The 16,269-nt window shown below is 66.8% G+C and carries 11 protein-coding genes; 10 read left to right on the top strand and 1 reads right to left on the bottom strand.

Features of this window, described 5'->3' with window-relative positions; genetic code table 11:
• Window positions 1-231 precede the first annotated feature (231 nt).
• The 3 genes from GT613_RS09510 (at window position 232) to GT613_RS09500 (ending at window position 7,028) form a co-directional block, all read left to right on the top strand.
• On the top strand, window positions 232-3,816 hold the full coding sequence (locus GT613_RS09510) for an ABC transporter ATP-binding protein (protein ID WP_009607981.1): 3,585 nt from the start codon (window positions 232-234) through the stop codon (window positions 3,814-3,816).
• Window positions 3,817-3,988: 172 nt separating this feature from the next.
• On the top strand, window positions 3,989-5,653 hold the full coding sequence (locus GT613_RS09505; protein WP_015759920.1) for an MDR family MFS transporter: 1,665 nt from the start codon (window positions 3,989-3,991) through the stop codon (window positions 5,651-5,653).
• 139 nt (window positions 5,654-5,792) lie between these two features.
• On the top strand, window positions 5,793-7,028 hold the full coding sequence (locus tag GT613_RS09500; protein WP_227101023.1) for a sensor domain-containing diguanylate cyclase: 1,236 nt from the start codon (window positions 5,793-5,795) through the stop codon (window positions 7,026-7,028).
• A 9-nt stretch (window positions 7,029-7,037) separates the two neighbouring features.
• On the opposite strand, the gene GT613_RS09495 is transcribed toward GT613_RS09500, so the two are convergent.
• A complete protein-coding gene (locus tag GT613_RS09495; protein WP_161172602.1) occupies window positions 7,038-8,474 on the bottom strand; it encodes a response regulator transcription factor in 1,437 nt (478 codons plus the stop codon).
• Window positions 8,475-8,691: 217 nt separating this feature from the next.
• On the opposite strand from GT613_RS09495, the gene GT613_RS09490 reads away from it, so the two are divergent.
• From GT613_RS09490 to GT613_RS09460, 7 genes are all read left to right on the top strand, one after another.
• Window positions 8,692-10,362 (top strand): FAD-dependent oxidoreductase, encoded by a 1,671-nt coding sequence (locus GT613_RS09490; RefSeq protein WP_114519687.1) that lies wholly within the window; start codon window positions 8,692-8,694, stop codon window positions 10,360-10,362.
• A gap of 469 nt (window positions 10,363-10,831) precedes the next feature.
• The gene (rplM, locus tag GT613_RS09485; protein WP_009305940.1) at window positions 10,832-11,266 is read left to right on the top strand and encodes a 50S ribosomal protein L13; all 435 of its coding nucleotides are present in this window, start codon (window positions 10,832-10,834) and stop codon (window positions 11,264-11,266) included.
• Between the two features lie 3 nt (window positions 11,267-11,269).
• Window positions 11,270-11,662: a 30S ribosomal protein S9 gene (rpsI, locus tag GT613_RS09480; protein WP_009305941.1), complete on the top strand. Its 393-nt coding sequence runs from the start codon at window positions 11,270-11,272 to the stop codon at window positions 11,660-11,662.
• Between the two features lie 277 nt (window positions 11,663-11,939).
• Window positions 11,940-12,422: a protease inhibitor I42 family protein gene (locus GT613_RS09475; RefSeq protein ID WP_009305942.1), complete on the top strand. Its 483-nt coding sequence runs from the start codon at window positions 11,940-11,942 to the stop codon at window positions 12,420-12,422.
• A gap of 203 nt (window positions 12,423-12,625) precedes the next feature.
• The gene (locus GT613_RS09470) at window positions 12,626-13,495 is read left to right on the top strand and encodes a PASTA domain-containing protein (RefSeq protein WP_370516125.1); all 870 of its coding nucleotides are present in this window, start codon (window positions 12,626-12,628) and stop codon (window positions 13,493-13,495) included.
• 171 nt (window positions 13,496-13,666) lie between these two features.
• Window positions 13,667-15,478, top strand: a complete 1,812-nt coding sequence (locus GT613_RS09465) for a sensor histidine kinase (protein WP_181870455.1) — start codon at window positions 13,667-13,669, stop codon at window positions 15,476-15,478.
• Window positions 15,475-16,269 (top strand): response regulator, encoded by a 795-nt coding sequence (locus GT613_RS09460; RefSeq protein WP_009305945.1) that lies wholly within the window; start codon window positions 15,475-15,477, stop codon window positions 16,267-16,269. The genes GT613_RS09465 and GT613_RS09460 overlap by 4 nt, the downstream gene beginning before the upstream one ends.

The following is a 16,269-nucleotide window of genomic DNA, read 5'->3' as shown; positions in this document are numbered from 1 at the left end:
TATCGATAACGACGTTACGAATAATGTCATACACGGTTAACTCTGTCAAGGAAAAGATGGGCGATCGTCCTCGAATCGCGGCGTCTCCGTTGCCGGTGACGGAACGCTTCGGTACGACGATCGGACGGCGGTTGAGTTGCATCGGACGCGCGAAGTTGCAGTGGGCAAACTTCCTTTTCGCGTGTTCTATCCTTGCAGCCGAACGATATGTCACAGGTGCAAGGAGTCTGCATGAACAGTCCGATCAGATTGATATTGAAGTGGGCGGGACCCGACCGGAAGTACTTGATCGCGGCCGTCGTGTTCGCGTTCGTTTCGGGGCTTATGGCCATGGTGCCGTACTACGGCGTGTACGAGATCATGAAGGCGGCCTACGAAGGGACCTGCACGTGGGAGGTCATCACGTCGAACGCGCTCGTCGTAGCGGTGGGCGTGTGCATCCAGTACGCGTGCTTCGGATGCGCGGGCGCGCTGTCGCACAAGGGCGCGTACAACACGCTGTTCCGCGTGCGGTGCCGCGTCGTGGACCATCTGGCGCACGCGCCGCTCGGGCAGCTCGACGAGCGGTCGACCGGCTCCATCAAAACCGTCCTGTCGGACGACATCGAGAAGCTCGAGCTGTTCCTGGCCCACAACATCACCGAGGCGATCATGTACCTGACCGGCCCCGTCGCGGCGTTCATCTTCCTGTGCTCGGTGAACGTGCCGCTGGCGCTGGCGACGCTCGTGCCGTTCGCGGCGGCGTTCGTCGTGATGGGCGTCATCTTCAAGCGCATGGCCGGCGTGATGCCGCGCGCGAGCGCGGCGTTGTCGCGGATGAATGCGGTGATGGTGGAGTACGTGCGCGGCATGCGCGTCATCAAGGCGCTGAACATGGGCTCGAAGTCGTTTCGCCGCTTCCAGTCCGCCGTGGACGAGGAGCACGCCGTGTGGTGCGACATCGCGCGGAAAACGGGTCCGGGCTTCGCGGCGTTCGTCATCATCATCGAGTGCGGCATGCTCGTGATGGTGCCGCTCGGCGGCTTCCTGTTCTCCACGGGAGCCATCTCGGGCAGCACGTTTCTGCTGTTCGCGTTCGTCGGGTCGCTCTACCTGACCGAAATTCGCCTGCTTCAGGAAATCGGCAGCAAGTTCGCCCAGGTGAAAAGCGGGGCGATCAAGGCGCAAGAGCTGCTGGACCTGCCCGCCTTCGCCGGCGGCGCGCCGTTTCCCGCCAAGAGCGACGTGCGGCTCGAGAACGTGCGCTTCAGCTACGACGGCACGCGCGAGGTGCTGCACGGCGTGAACCTCGCCGTGCAGCAGGGCGAGCGCCTGGCCGTGGTGGGGCCCAGCGGCGCGGGGAAGACCACCATCGTCGAGCTCGTGTCCCGCTTCTACGATGCGACCGAGGGCACGGTGCGTATCGGTGGCGTGGACGTGCGCGACCTCGATTACGACGACCTGCTGGCGCACGTGGCCGTGGTGTTCCAGAAGACGTTCCTCACGAGCGGCAGCATCCTCGAGAACATCCGGATGGGCAAGCGCGCCACGCTGGACGAGGTGCGCGAAGCGGCGCGGCAGGCGCGCATCGACGACTTCATCATGGGGCTCCCCCGCGACTACGACACCGAGATCGGCACGCTGGGCGAGCGCCTGTCGGGCGGGCAGCGCCAGCGCATCGCCATCGCCCGCGCCATCCTCAAGGACGCGCCCGTGCTCATCCTCGACGAGGCCACCAGCGCGGCCGACCCCGAGAACCAGGTGCAGATCGACGAGGCCATCGCCAACCTCTGCGCGGGCCGCACGGTGGTCATCGTGGCGCATCGCCTGGGCGTGGTGCGCACCTGCGACCGCGTGGCCGTGGTGGAGGACGGCGGCATCTCGGCCGTGGGGACGCACGACGAGGTGCTTGCCGCGTGCCCGTACTACCGCAAGGCATGGGCGGACTACGAGCGGACGCGCCGCATCACGTTCGGGTTCGGCGCCGCGGCGGCGGAAGCGGAGCCGCGGCAGCGCGCCGCAAGCGATTCCGTCCACCGTGCCGCCGCGCAGCCGCAGGGCGCATCGTCGGCGCCCGCGCAAGCGCCCTCGAGCCCGACCCTGGATCCGGCCCCGGCCCCGGCCTCCGCCTCCGCCTCGACCTCGGTGTTCGCGAAGAACCGCGACTTCTCCGTCTCGGTGGCGTGCACCGTCATCGAGGGACTGCTGTCGGGCTGCAACTTCGGCCTCATCTTCCTGGTGATGCAGCAGGTGTTCAGCGGCGCGGCCGACTTCGGCACCCTGCTGGGATTCACCGGCGCCCTTGCGCTCGTGTTCGTGCTGCGGCTCCTCATCTACGGCTACGGCTACGTGCGCGGGCAGATCGGCGGGGCGCAGGTCAGCCGCAACCTGCGCCAGTACCTGGGCGACAAGATCAAGCGCATCCCCCTCGCGCGGTTCACCGAGCGGTCGAGCGGCGACTACCTCAACGCGCTCACCGCGAACGTGAACGATTACGAGCAGATCCTCACCCACCGCACCGGATCCGTCGTCAAAGACATCACGCTGGCCGTGATGCTCACCGGCTTCGTCTGCTGGCTCTACCTGCCGGCCGGCGCGGTCGTGGCGCTCTCGTTCGCGCTCATCGTGCCCGCGATGGCGCTGTCGTGGCACCAGGTGCGACGCTACGGCACCCGCAAAAGCGACATCTGCGCCGCGAACACGAGCCGCACCGTCGAGCACGTGACCGGCATGCAGACGCTGCGCGCCTACGGCATCGGCGGCGTGAAGAACGAGGCCATCGTGGACAGCATGCGGGAGTACTCGGACGTCAGCTTCTGGTACGAGGCGGCCCTCATCCCCCTCGGCGCGGTCATGTCCATCATCGTGGGGCTGTGCCAGCCGCTGCTGTTCCTCATGTGCGGCGCGGCGTACCTCGACGGGGCGCTGGGCGCGGTTCCGTACCTGCTGATCATCATGCTGCCGCTGTTCATGAACAAGGTGTGGAACAGCATCTTCGTGAACCTGACGGCCTACAAGAACCTCATGATCGCGAAGCGCCGCATCCAGGCGGTGGTGGACGAGCCGGAGGAGGCGGGCAGCTTCGACGCGCTGCCGGCGACGGGATCGCGCATCGAGTTGGCCGACGTCGGGTTCGCCTACTGCAAGGGCGAGCCGGTGTTCGAGGGGCTGCGCCTGACGTGCGAAGACGGCAAGCTGACCGCGCTCGTGGGCGACTCGGGGTGCGGGAAGTCCACGGCGCTCAACCTCATCGCCCAGTACTACCGGCCCGCGCGCGGCACGGTGCGCATCGGCGGCGCGGACACCGCGGCCTACGCGCCGGAAAGCGTGCTGGCGGGCGTGTCCGTCGTCGATCAGAACGTGTTCCTGTTCGACGATTCGGTGATGGACAACATCCGCTACGCCCGGCCCGGCGCCACCGACGACGAGGTGCGGGAGGCGTGCCGTCTCGCGAACGCCGACGGGTTCGTGCGCGCCCTGCCCGAAGGCTACGCCTCGCGCATCGGGGAGAACGGCGGCCGGCTGTCGGGCGGCGAGCGCCAGCGCCTGTCCATCGCGCGCGCCATCCTGCGCGACGCGCCCATCGTGCTGCTGGACGAGGCGACGGCCTCGCTCGACATCGAGAACGAGCTGGCCGTGAAGGAGGCCATCGCCAACCTGCTGGCGAAGCGCAAGACCGTGGTGATGGTGGCGCACACGCTGGCCATCGTGCGCGGGGCCGATTCGATCGCGGTCGTCGGCGACGGCCGCGTGCTCGAGCAGGGCACGCACGACGAGCTGGTGGCCGCGGGCGGCAAGTACGCCCGCATGTGGGCGGCCGATCGCGAGCTGGCGTGATGCCGCCCGCTTCCCGCCCCGCGGGAGTCGCGCTGAACGGAACCGCTCACCTGCGGTAACGAGCGGGCAACAGCCCTTGACGCGCGTTCCTCCCCTCTGCAAAGCTTGCCCGACTGGATGGGCGCTCCGGCGCCGTGGACGAGGGCGCAGGCGAGCGAGGACGGAGCAGGCGATGGCGAACGACGGGCAGGCGGAGGAGGGGAGCGTCTCCGGCGGCGGCCGGCAACCCGCCGCGGGCGGCGGCTGTCCGACGGCTCTCCCGGCTTCCGATCCGCCGCTGTCGCGGCGCTCGGTCGCCGCCGTGTTCGCGGGGCTTCTGGTGGCGATGACCGTGGGGACCCTGAACCAGACCATCGTGGCCACCGTCCTGCCCACCATCGTGGGCGAGCTGGGCGGCGTGAACCGCATGCTGTGGGTGACCACGTCCTACGTGCTGGCCGCCACCGTCACCATGCCGTTGTACGGCAAGATGGGCGACCTCATCGGCCGCAAAGGGCTGTTCATCGGCGCGCTGGCCCTGTTCGTGGCGGGCTCGGCCGCGTGCGCGCTGGCCCCGTCGATGGAAGGGCTCGTGATCGGCCGCGCCGTGCAGGGCTTGGGCGGCGGCGGGCTCATGGTGCTCTCGCAGGCCATCGTGGCCGACGTGGTGCCGCCGCGCCGCCGCGCGCTCTACCTCAGCATCATGGGCGTGGCCTACGCCGTGCCCATGCTGGCCGGCCCGTTGCTGGGCGGATTCTTCGCCGACGCGGTGGGCTGGCGCTGGGCGTTCTGGTTCGACGTGCCGCTCGCGCTGGCCGCCATCGTCATCGCCGCCGTCTTCCTGCCGAAACCGCGCCGCACCGCGGAGAGGGCGCCGTTCGACGTCGGCGGCGCCGTGACGCTCGTGGCCGCCGTGACCGCGCTCACGCTGGCAACCTTGTGGGGCGGCAACGAGCACGCGTGGACCTCGCCGACCATCATCGGCCTGCTGGTTGCCACCGCGGTTGCGAGCGCGCTGTTCGTGCTGGCGGAGCGCCGCGCACGGGAACCGCTCATGGCGTTGTCGCTGTTCAAGAACAGGAACTTCGACATCTCCATCGTCGCAAGCTCCATCACGATGTTCGTCATGATCGGCGTGCTCACGTACCTGCCCACGTACTTCCAGATCGTCGACGACCTGAACGCCACCGCCGCCGGCTACCTGGTGGCGCCTATGAACGCGGCCTGGTTCGCCGCCTCGCTGCTGTCGGGCTACCTCGTGAACAAGCTGGGCACGTACAAGAAGCTCATGGTGGTCAGCTTCGCCGTGCTCGTGGCGGGCATGGTCGGGTTCATTGCCGTGGACCAGGACCCGTCGGCGGTCGTCGTCGGCGGCCTGCTGGCCGTCATGGGCTTCGGCGTGGGCCTGAACTTCGAGATCCTCGTGCTGGTGGTGCAGAACGAGTTCCCGGCCTCCGCCGTGGGCATGGCCACGGCGGCGACGGGCTTCTTCCGCAAGGTGGGGTCGGTGCTGGGAACCTCCGTCGTGGGCGCGCTGTTCACGAGCGGCCTCGCGCGCGCCCTGGCCGAGCGCCTCGCGCCGGTCGGCGGCGTCGGGGCGCTCGGCACGGACGCGAACTTGCTCACGCCGGCCATCGTGCACGCGCTGCCCCCGGACGTGCGCCATGCGGTGGGCGCCGCCTACAGCGACGCGCTCGCGCCCGTGCTCTGGCTCGCGTTGCCGCTGGCCGTGGCGGGCCTCGTGCTCATGCTGTTCCTGCGCGAGACGCGGCTGGCCACCACCGTGGACGGATCGGGGCATGGGGCCGACGAAGGCGCGGACGACCCCCGGCGGCGGCAGGGCGCGCGACGCCGCTAGCCCGCGCGGCCGGCGCGGGCGTCAACCTACGCTCACAGGTCAAGGTTGTGGTTGCTCCTGTGGCTTGGGGGGGGGGTATACTACTTTTATGAGCGAACTGTTTTTTGATACGATCGACGAATCCGAAATCCCCGCAGGGATGGCCCGCGTGCGATACGAGGCGGGCGCGGTCGAGCCGCTGTACGCCAACGACGAGTTCTTCAGCCTGCTGGGCTACCAGCGTCGATCCCCCGACGATTTCTACCCCCTCGACGTGCGGAACTCGCACGGTTGGCGCGCGTTCTGCGGCCAGCTGCGCGCGCATATCGAGGCAGGCGAGACGGACTTCGAGATCGAGGTGAACCAGGAGACGGCAACCGGCACGCTGCTGTGGACGATGGCGCGGTGCCGTCACGACGCGCGGCGCGGCACGGTCACCTGCCTCGTGCTGGACGTCAGCTCGTGGATGGACACCTCCGAGCGCCTGCGCATGAGCGAGGACGCGTTTCGCATCGCCGCGCAGATGAGCGGCAAGAACATCGCCACGTTCGACCTGGCCGACCGCGCGCTCACCATGCAGGGCGCGGTGGAGGGCTACCTGACGGCGCCCGCGCGCATGGTGAACGTGCCCGACAGCGCCATCGCCGCCGGCATGATCGCGCCTGAGCACGTGGAGCTGTACCGGTCGCTGTACCGCGACATGGAGACGGGCGTGCCGCGCGGGGGCGTCATGCTGCGCATGCGGGACTTCGACACGCGGCGGTTCCGCTGGTACCAGGTCGATTACTCGCTCGTGTTCGACGGCGAGAACCGTCCGGTGTACGCCGTCGTCGCGTTCGGCGACACCACCGAGCGGCACGAGCGCGAGCTGGTGCAAAAGGCGCGGGCCGAGCGCGACGCGCTCACGGGCGTGCTGAACCGCGCGACGTTCGAGGACGGTTGCACGCGCATCATCGAGCGGTCCGAAGTCGACCACGGGCACGCGCTCATCATGGCCGACCTCGACCGCTTCAAGACGACGAACGACCGCTACGGCCACGTGGCGGGCGACCGCGTGATCGTGGAGTCGGTGGCGGGCGTGGTCAGCGCGGTGCGCGACGACGACCTCGTGGGACGCGTGGGCGGCGACGAGTTCATGGTGTGCCTGCGGGGCATCTCGTCGCACCTCATGGTGGAGGCCGTCGCGCAACGCATGTGCGCGGCGGTGCGCGAGGCCGCCGAGGCCTCCGACGACGACCACGGGCCGGTGTCCATCAGCCTGGGCATCGCCCTGTATCCGCAGGACGGCGTCACGTACGAAGAGCTGTACCGCAAGGCCGACAAGGCCCTGTACTGCGCCAAGCGCGCGGGCGGCGGCACCTACGCGTTCTACCGCGACGAGCCGGCGGCGTCCTAGCGCCCGGCGCTACTCCCAGCCCGGCTTCCCCACGCCGCCCTGCTCGATGGTGTCGAGCAGCCCTTGGCGGTCGAACACGCCCACCTTGCGGTAGATGTTGCTCACGTGGTGCTTCGCGGTGCCCTGCGCGATGGACAGCTCGTCGCAGATATAGCGCACGGTGCGCCCGCGGGCCAGCAGCACGAGCACCTCGGCCTCGCGGTTCGTCAGGCGGCACATCCGCGCGATGGCGGCGCACTTCTGCTCGAGGCTGGCGTCGGCGGTTTCCTCGCGCGAGGTGGCGTAGAGCTTCTGCACGTCGGTTTGCGTGAAGAACAGCATGCCCACCAGCACGAGCGCCAGCACGCCCACGAGGAACACCTCGGAGCGCAGCGCCTCCGACCACAGCGCCGCGTTCAGTAGCTGGTCCGCGGCGAACGACCCGATGAGCGTGCCGGTGCGGGCGCAGAGGATGACCAGGCCGAACGACAGCGCCACGGGTATGCGCCCGCGGAACGCCACGTCGGTGGACACCAGCATCATGAACATGTCGAGGCAGTACACGCCCATGATGACCAGCCCCGCGCCCAGGAAGCGGTACGGCGCGGGCAGCAGCAGAAGCAGGATGAGCCCCGCCACCATCGCGGGGATGACGGGGCGGTACAGCGCGATGGGCTCGGCGGCCGAGGGCGCCACCATCATCGACAGCGTGATGGCGGCCAGCGCGCAGCCCGCCAGCAGCAGCGCCTTCGCGGTGAACGCGGCATCGCCCTCGGCGAACGTGTTCACCATGCCCTGCGAGGCCCCGTACACGATGCTGATCACGAGGATGCAGGCGAAAATGCGCCCCACGGGGATGGTGCGCACGTCGAGCGGCAGCACCGAGGGCTCGCGGCGCGGCTCGCGCTTGCAGGCCACCAGCACCGCGGCCGACACGATGGGCAGCGCCGCCGTGAACGCCACGGCCGCCGCCTCGGGCAGCGCGTACGCGACGAAGAACAGCACGAACGCGAACGTGTACGACACGTACAGGTGCCGCCCGACGCGTCCGGTGGCCAGCGCGCTCCACAGCTCGCCCCACATGATGAGCAGCAGCGCGTTGCCCAGCGACAGCGACACGGTGCCGGCAAGGAACCAAGCGAACCCCGCGGCTCCTGAGCCCAGCGTCAGCGCGATGGGCAGCGTCACGGTGCCCGCGGCGGTCAGGCCGCCCGCAGCGAGGAAGCTTGCGCGATGCGTGAGGAACGGCGAGAGTCGCCGTGCGAGCGCCACCACCACGAGGTAGCCCACGGTGGTCAGCACGAGCACCCACAGCGTGGTGTTGCCCGCGAACGGGAAGCGGTCGGTGGTGGGCAGCAGCACGTCGGTGCACATGCTGATCATCCACCAGGCTTGCCAGAATCCCAAACCCAGCAAGCGCCAGCCGGAGAAGCCAACGTGGTCGTCATCCTGCGGTTTCGTGCGCATCGCTCCCCATTCCCATCCCTCGTCGCGTCGCTTCAAACCTAGCAAAACAGGCGGGGGAGCGCAAGCGGGAACCCTGGTTGAGGCATGGGCCGCAACGGCCCATGTTGCGGGTTTCGGCGAAAATGGGCCGCTTCGCCAGATGCCCGCGCGCGGCCGTTCGGCCAGGATGGGGCTATGCGGAACAAGGGATTCCGCTCATCGAGGGAAGGGGTTTCCAATGACCGACATCATGAAGAACGGGCTGTCCCGCCGTGCGTTCCTGGGCCTGGGCGCAACCGCGGCCGTCGCCGCCGGCGCGGGCCTAGCCGGCTGCTCGCCCGCGGCGAGCGCAGGCGATGTGAAGGCCGGCGGCGACGCGGCCGGAAGCGCGGCGGCCGGCGGCGAGACGCAGTACGCGTGGGAAGTGGTTCCCGATCCCATCACCGACGTCACGTCGACGGTGGACACCGACATCCTCGTCATCGGCGCCGGTTTGGCCGGCTGCGCGTGCGCCGCGGCGGCGGCCGAGAAGGGCGGCAAGGTGACCGTCGTCGAGAAGACGTCCAGCTGGAACGGCCGCGGCGGCGGCTTCGGCGCCATCAACTCGCACTACATGGACGAGCTGGGCATCGAGGTGGACAAGGTGAACGCCAAGCAGCACTGGATCGCCCAGTGCGCGAGCCGCGCGAACGAGGACCTCATCGTGAAGTTCTTCAACAGCTCCGAAGAGGCGTCCAACTGGCTGCTGGCCAAGGCCGAGGCCGTGGGCGGCTCCGCGATGGTGGGCGCGTTCTACAGCCACGACGACGTGTACGCCGAGCAGCCGGGTTACCACATGCTCATGATCCCCGAGGAGGCCGGCCTCACCTCGACGGGCTTCGCCGGCGCCGAGCTGTGCTACAACGACGCCGTGAAGGACGGCGCGGAATTCGTGTTCGATTCGCCGGCCGTGCAGCTGGTGAAGGACGGCACGAAGGTGACCGGCTGCATCTGCGAGGGCAAGGACGGCTACGTGCAGTACAATGCCAGCAAGGGCGTGGTGCTGTGCACGGGCGACATCGGCGGCGACCTCGAGATGTGCAAGGCGTACGCCCCCATCTGCGCCGAGTACGGCCAGCCGCGCAGCCAGTACACGCCCGTGGGCGTGAACACGGGCGACGGCCACAAGATGGGCATGTGGGTTGGCGCGCAGCTGCAGGACCTGCCGCTGCCCACGATGATGCACCCGCAGGCGTTCTGCTGGTTCCACGGCCCGTTCCTGTTCGTGAACGACAACGGCGAGCGCTTCATGTGCGAGGACACCTGGGTGCAGGGCAAGTCGCTGGCCATCAACCGCCAGCCGAACGGCGAAGCGTGGTCCATCTTCGATGCCAACTGGAAGACCGACCTGGTGAACGGCCTGCCGTACGGCGGCGGCATGTTCTGGGACTCGTTCCGCCCCTACGGCAGCGACCTTGAGCTGGCTCCCCAGTACTTCGAGACGCAGATCCCCGAGTACATCAAGCAGGGCAACGCCTACCAGGCCGATACCCTCGACGAGCTGGCGAAGCAGATCGGCTGCGACGCGGCCGTGCTCAAGGCCACGGTGGAACGCTACAACGGCATGTGCGAAGCGGGCGAGGACACCGACTACTACAAGAAGCCCGTGTTCCTGACCCCGGTGAAGGAAGGCCCGTTCTACGCGCTCAAGGTCGGTCCCGCGCTGCTGGCCATCCCCGGCGGCCTGCGCACGAACAACGACTTCCAGTGCCTCGATGCCGAAGGCGCGCCCATCGAGGGCCTGTACGCGCTTGGCAACGTGCAGGGCGATATCTGCGCTGTCGACTATCCCATCAACGTGGCCGGCAACAGCCATGGCCGTTGCATCACCTACGGCTACCTGCTGGGTCACGAGCTGGCCGGCGCGTAAGCGCCCGGCGCTCGCGGGCGCGCTCAGCCTGCAACCCTCCCCGAGCCCTGCGCCACCTCCCTCCCGGCGCAGGGCTTTTTCGCGCCCGCCCGCCCCAGCGTCCCACCCCAAATGTTTCACGTGAAACATTCGTTCGCTGGCGGGGCTTGGGAGGCTTGGGGACTTCGGACTCTTTGTGCAGATCGCGCGCAACGTGGAGGATTTCCGTTGACTTCTGGCGAAACACCCGTATACAATGCAAAGGTTCGCTTTCGAAAGCCCCGTGCATGCAGCGAGAAGCGGAAGCGCGAACGAGGGAGTCCAGACCCGAGGTTGCGCGTCGGCGTAGGAACCCGGCATCCGATCGACCTGCACTTTTGAAACCGATCATTCGCCGCATCGCGGTCGGCCCGGCATCGTTCGAGCCGCCAACAGGCGACGGAGACCCGCCCCGCACGGCGGGGTAGGACAAGATTTTTGGAGGAAGATAGTGAAGACGTATTACGCGAAGCCCAACGAAGTTGAGCGCGAATGGGTCTTGATCGACGCTGAGAACCAGGTTCTCGGTCGCGTCGCAGCCAAGGCCGCTCAGATTCTCAAGGGCAAGCACAAGCCGCAGTACACGCCGCATGTCGACACCGGCGACTTCGTGGTCATCATCAACGCGGACAAGATCCGCGTGACGGGCACGAAGGCTCAGACGAAGAGCTACTACCGCCACAGCGGTTTCCCGGGCGGCCTGAAGTCCGAGACCTTCGAAGAGGCCATGGCCAAGCATCCCGAGCGCGTCATCGAGCACGCCGTGAAGGGCATGTTGCCGAAGAACACGCTCGGCCGCGCCATGGGCAAGAAGCTCAAGGTGTACACCGGCGCGGAGCATCCGCACATGGCTCAGCAGCCTCGCGAGATCAAGATGGAGGGTTAAACAATGGCAGGTGAAGCTCTGTACTACGGCACCGGCCGTCGTAAGAACGCCGTCGCTCGCGTACGTCTCGTTCCCGGCACCGGCAAGGTCACGATCAACGGCCGTGAGGCGCTGGCGTACTTCGGTCGCGAAGCGCTCGTGAACTACGCTCTGACGCCGTTCAAGGTCACGGACACGACGGATCACTTCGACGTCATCGCCACGCTCAACGGCGGCGGCATCTCGGGTCAGGCCGGCGCGCTGCGCCACGGCATCTCCCGCGCGCTGCTGTCTGCTGGCGACTACCGCGCCGAGCTCAAGAAGGCCGGCTACCTCACGCGCGACTCCCGTATGGTGGAGCGCAAGAAGTACGGCCTCAAGAAGGCACGCAAGCGCCCGCAGTTCTCGAAGCGCTAGGAACAGCCGCTCGCATTCGCGAACAGCACGTTTTCTGCAAAGCCCGTCTCTTCGGAGGCGGGCTTTTTCTATGGATCCGCAGCCGCAACGGGCGTGGCGGGAAGCGTGCGGCACCGTCTTGGCAGAATCCTTCTCTCGCGGGTTGATCCGCGGGTTCCAAAGCGTCTCCCGCTTTTCAACCAGGATGCAAATTATGGTGTTGACCTGGTGTGCTTGCATTGAAATGGAGATGATATGCTGGTGGAATACCGTTTCCCGACAAGAAAGAGGGGGATCGATGAAGCATCTGATCCGCTTTGCAAGCATCGCTCTGGCCTGCGGTTTGCTGGTATGCTTGGCCGGGTGCAGCTGCTCTTCGACGCAGCAGGAAGCGCAGAAGCCGGTTCCCGCGGAAACCGACGAGGGAACCACGATCGACCTCGATGGCGGCTGGGTCATGTACGCGGAATCCAACCTGCTGGTCGTGCTGGACGAGAACGCGACCACGGGGTATTCCTGGACGTCGGCGATCGAGGGTTCGACGCTGGCGCTGTACACCGAGAAATCCATCAGCGCCGAAGAGGCGTATCCGACCGAGGACGCGAACCGCGTAGGCGCGGAAGGCAGCCATCTGTTCTCCTTCAAGGGGATGGCCGCCGGTGACGGCACCATCGCGCTTTCGTACGAGCGCTCTTGGGAGCAGACCGACGATGACAAGAAGATCGTTCTCCAGGTGAAGACGGGCCAGAACGGTGCGATCGAGTCGGTGAGCGTTGGCTAGCCGACGGAGGGGAGCTTACATGAGCGGATTCAGCATGCACGGCGAGAAGGAAAGCGCGAGCGCATTCGCGCTGAAGCGCGCGCCGGATCGCGGCGATTTGCATTGCCGCGCTGATGGCGTTCGGCGCGTTGGGTCTGGCTGGGTGCAGTTGCAGCAACACCTCGGCCAAAACCGACGACGACAACAACGTGAAAAAAGAGCAGGTGAGCGACAAGAAAGACCCCACCAAGACGGTTCCGAACGTGGTCGGCATGACGAAGGACGATGCCGAGCGCGTCATCAAGGATGCCGGGTTCGCCGTGGGCACGGAGACGGAGGAGGCGAGCGAAACGGTGGTCGCCGGCGCCGTCATCAGCCAGAGCGTGAAGGCAAAGTCGGAGGCGAAGGCGGGAAGCTCCATCGGCATCACGGTGTCGAAGGGATCGGGCAAGCCCGCGAAGCGCGTGTCGGTGCCCAGTTTGATCGGCATGACGCAAACGCAGGCGGAGGACGTGCTGGCCTCGCTGAAGCTGGTGTCGAAGGCCGAAGACCCGGTGTACTCGGAGGACGCGAAGCCCGGAACGATATTCAAGCAGTCGGTGGCCGCGGGCACGGAGGTCGAAGAGGGTTCGACCGTCAGCTTCACCGCGGCGTTGGGCAAGGACTTCGCCATCGTGCCCCGCGTGATCGGATTGGATAGGGACGGCGCATTCGATGCCTTGAAGAAGGCGTCGTTCAATGTGGACATCATCGAGGCGTACAGTGGAAACGTCGCCGCCGGCAAGGTCATGTACCAGAATCCCAGCGAAGGCGTTCAGTGCGTCAGCGGCACGAAGGTGACCATTACCCTCTCGAAGGGAGCCGCTCCCGCGCCTACCGAGCAGGTGGCCGTGCCGAATGTGGTAACTCTGACACTGGAACAGGCGCAAGGCGTGTTGGAAAGCGCAGGGCTGGCATGCAAGTTCGCCGGGGAGGAAGAGGGCATGGTCGTCGAGCAGAGCATTGCGGCAGGCACCAAGGTCGATCGCGGGTCGACGGTGACCGTCAAGCTCGAGATTCTTCCCACCGGTTCGGCGGAAGGGCAGGCTGCTTGACGTCGTGCTCGTATAAGAGCGCGACGCGGGGACGGGCGAATGGCTGAACAGGATAACGAACAGGCAGGTGAAGCCCTGCTGCAAAACGCTCGGCGAACGCTTCGCGAGCAGCCGCGCCGAGCGATCGCAGGTTTGTGCGTCGTTTTGCTGCTCGGTTTGTTGACGGCAGCTTTGGCGAGCTCTTTGCAGCGGGTGTCGGCAGACGATGTATGCGCCGACGCCGTTGCAGGGGCGGTGAAGCCGATGGCGCTGAGCGGGTCGTACGCCGTAGACGGCGGCGAGGAGCGGCCTTACGCGGCTCGTCAAGCTCTTGATGCGAAGGGCATCGGCGTGGAAGCGGTGACGGTGCGCGGAACGCTCGAAAACGACGTCGCCGCAGGCGAGCTCGTCAACATGCGCCTGAGCAGCACGGCGTGCACGGTGCGCGTCAACGGCGAGACGGTGTTCTCGTTCGACGGTATCGGCGATTCGGAGCCTGCGGGCGAGCCTTTGCTCGGCTGGATCGGGTTCCGTTCGCCAGGCATCTCGACACGTGACGAAGTGGAGATCGCGCTTTCCAGCGCGGCATCCTACAGCGTGCTGGGCGATTACGTCATCGTTTTGGACAGCCTGTGCACGGGTGAGCCCGATGCTCTGTTCGTCGCCTCGGTCGCCAGCCATCTGCCCATGTTCGTTTCGGGAATCCTGGTGCTGATCGCGGGGCTGATCCTGCTGCTCATTGCCAGCGTCGGTTATCTTATCGGCGTTCCAAAGGAAACGGGCGGCCTGCGATTCGCCTTCTACGTGCTCATCGGTGGCGTTTGGATATTCTTCTGTTTCGATTACATCACGTTGCTCATCCCGTTCCCTGCGTTCACCACCACGGTGAGCTTGCTGGCGCAAGACGTGCTGGCGCTGCTGCAGCTGTCGTTCATCGCTTCGCGCGCCACGGGATACCCGCGCAGGTTGGCCACGCTGCTGCTGGCGGCGTTGTCCCTGATGCTGGGAGTGTGCATCGTTTTGAGGCTCGCGGGGGTGGCGTCGCTGTACGAGGCGAACGTCGTCATCATCCCGCTGTTCGTCATAGGCGTCTTCTTCGCCGCGCTGGCGCTTGCCGTCGAGGCGCGCGAGAGCCGCGACCGGATGGCGGTCGATGCGACCCTGGTCGTGATCCCGTGCACGATCGGATCGGTCGTGGAGGGGCTGTCGTTCCTGTTCGGCGGGGTGACCACGGGCCTGTGGCTGTGCGCCGGCATCCTGTGCGCCGTGGTGGTGCGCTTCGTTGCGCTGTTCTCCTACGCGCGCAGCCAGATCGTTCAGGCGGAACGCGCGCATCGCATGGAGGCCGAGCTTTTGCAATCGCGCATCGCTGTGATGCTATCGCAGATCCAGCCGCATTTTCTGTTCAACGCGCTGAACACCATCGAGTACCTGTGCGAGGAGGATCCGCCGGTCGCGGCGCGCGCCACCAACGATTTCGCGCGTTATCTGCGGGGCAACATGGATTCGCTCATGGGGTCGCAGATGGTGTCTTTCCGAAACGAGCTCGAGCACCTGGCCCACTACGTGGCCATCGAGCAGCTGAGGTACCCTTCCATCAAGGTGGAGTACGACGTGCGCGCGGACGATTTTCTCGTGCCGTCGTTAAGCGTGCAGCCGCTGGTGGAGAACGCCATCAAGCACGGCGCTTCCCGGCGGGCTGGCGAGGGCGTCGTGAAGGTTTCGTCGTGGCGCGAGGGGCGGTCGTTCGTCGTGCGCGTGACCGACAACGGCCCCGGATTCGACGAGCGCTCGATCGCGCGGTTCAAGGAGGGCGTCGACGTCGGCATACCCGACAATCGGCCGCCGGGCGAAGCGTCCGCGCGCAACCATGTCGGGCTGGCGAACGTCGCGGCCCGCGTCGCCGCGACCTGCGGCGGCACGATGCGCGTGGAGAACGAAGCGGGCGGCGGCGCCAGCGTGACGATGACGGTTCCCTATGAGGAGGACGGAGGTTCGCGATGATCAAGCCTATCGTGGTGGACGACGAGCGGATCGCTTTGGATGCCTTGGCGAAGAAGCTGACGTGCATTGACGGCGTTGAAGCGCCGGAGTTGTTCGAGACGGCTGCGGAAGCGTGCGCGTTCCTCGAGGGCGCTGCCGCGGACATCGCCTTCCTGGATATCAGCTTGCGAGATTCCGACGGGTTGGAGCTTGCCGAACGTGTGCGCGAGCTGTGCCCCGGATGCGCCATCGTGTTCGTGACCGGGTATGCGGATTACGCTGTCGACGCGTTCAGGATCCATGCGGACGGGTACGTCCTCAAGCCAGTTTCCGTCGAGGACTTGGAGCGCGAGATCGCCCATGCGAGAGAACGCCGAGCGCCTGCCGAACGAGCGCTTGTGCGCGTGCAGACGTTCGGGGGGTTCGAGGTGTACGCATGCGACGTGCCGGTGCATTTCAAGCGCAGCAAGAGTAAGGAGCTGTTCGCCTTCCTTGTCGATCGGCGCGGCGCGGGAGCGTCGAACGTGCAGATAGCGCGCGCGTTATGGGATAACGTGTACTACGACGTCTCGCATCAGAAGATGCTGCAGACCATCATTGCGGACATGATGAAGGCGCTGCGGGAAGTGGGCGCGGAGCAGACGGTCGTGCGCCGTCGCAACCATCTTTCGGTGCGGTCTTCGATGATCGAGTGCGACTACTACCGGCTGCTCGAAGGCGATTCCGCCTTGAAGGGCGTGCCTTTGGGACCGTATCTTCCGGATTACGCATGGGCATCGAAAACCGCTGCGGCGCTGGAGCGTGCGCGCTGA

Source organism: Eggerthella sp. BIOML-A4, from assembly GCF_009875575.1.
Classification (GTDB): domain Bacteria; phylum Actinomycetota; class Coriobacteriia; order Coriobacteriales; family Eggerthellaceae; genus Eggerthella; species Eggerthella lenta.
The sequence above is the reverse complement of the archived record's forward strand: the minus strand, read 5'-3'. Positions and strand labels throughout refer to the sequence as shown.